This is a genomic window from Hespellia stercorisuis DSM 15480, assembly GCF_900142165.1.
Lineage (GTDB): Bacteria > Bacillota > Clostridia > Lachnospirales > Lachnospiraceae > Hespellia > Hespellia stercorisuis.
This window is the reverse complement of sequence record NZ_FQZY01000159.1, coordinates 1-1,182: the sequence shown is the minus strand read 5'-3', so window position 1 is coordinate 1,182 and position 1,182 is coordinate 1. Positions and strand designations below refer to the sequence as shown.

General features: G+C 28.8%; 1 protein-coding gene. It reads left to right on the top strand.

Annotation, left to right across the window (positions count from 1 at the left end; genetic code table 11):
- The first annotated feature begins 176 nt into the window (after window positions 1–176).
- Complete coding sequence (locus BUB85_RS20880) at window positions 177–1,127, top strand: protein kinase domain-containing protein (RefSeq protein WP_073113388.1); 951 nt, start codon at window positions 177–179, stop codon at window positions 1,125–1,127.
- The last annotated feature ends 55 nt before the right edge of the window (window positions 1,128–1,182 follow it).

Sequence of the window (1,182 nt, the reverse complement as noted above, 5' to 3'; positions counted from 1 at the left end):
CAAAAGGCGTTAACAAGGAAAATGTGGATAAAGTGCTAAAAAACATACACAGTAGATGAGGGATAGACACAATTAAATTTATTCCTCAACGCTGGGAATGAATTATTAAAGTATCAGAGAATTAAAATATATGGTAAAATAGTATTATATACGGATGCATATAAGGAGGTTTCGCTTTGGATAAAAAACCATATATTAAGATTTTGCAGTTTATAGATGATTATTTCTATGATTATAATAATAGGAGTAACGCGGATGGATTTTATGAAGAGTTTGAAAATACAATTTTTTCAAATCAGTATATAAATTTAGATGATTTTATGTATTACAATACAAATGAATTTGAATATAAAATGTATTCATCTTTACTGGAACAATATGGAGATGTCGAAGAAGATAAAAGAATAAAAATTATTGAAGTAATTTATAATGTAGTTTTTTATTCAGGGATGAATGAAGAAACTAAAATTAAAATGGCAAGTTTTCTTGCTCGATATAAAATTCTTTTTTTAGAATCTGATGATTATAGAAATGCAGCAGTTGGTGATGAATTTAATACTTATGAAGGTTCGTTTGGCAAAGTATTTGTCCTTAATGAAGAATTTGTCAAGAAACAATTAAAACCGGAATATTGGGATAATAAGGATATAGCAAGCCGATTTAAAAACGAGTATGTCATTCAAAATAGACTGAAAGAATATGGTGCACAGGTGCTAGAAGTATTTGATTATGATGGTATAAACCATTCGTTTTTAATGAAAAAAGCAGATATAGATTTAGCGGATTATTTTGAACAGAACAAAGTGTGTATGGAAGATAAAATCCAATTGTGCGAAGAAATATTTGCAACAATGAAAAAAGCACACGAGAATAATATTTGTCACAGAGATTTGCATATTGGTAATATTTTATTATTAGATAATCACCCTTATGTATCGGATTTTGGATTTGCAAAAGATGCAGATCATCTTAGGTCTAAATTAAGTACAATTTCACCTAAACCAACACATTTATATTTGGCACCAGAAGGCTTCAAAGATTTTACGCAGCTGGACAGTGTAAGTGATATATATTCTATTGGTAAGATAATTGGTAACTGTTCAGAACCCCCTTGGGGAACTAATTAATTTTTGTACAAAACAGAGAATTTTTAAAACCTGTTTTGCGATATTATTTCGGTAA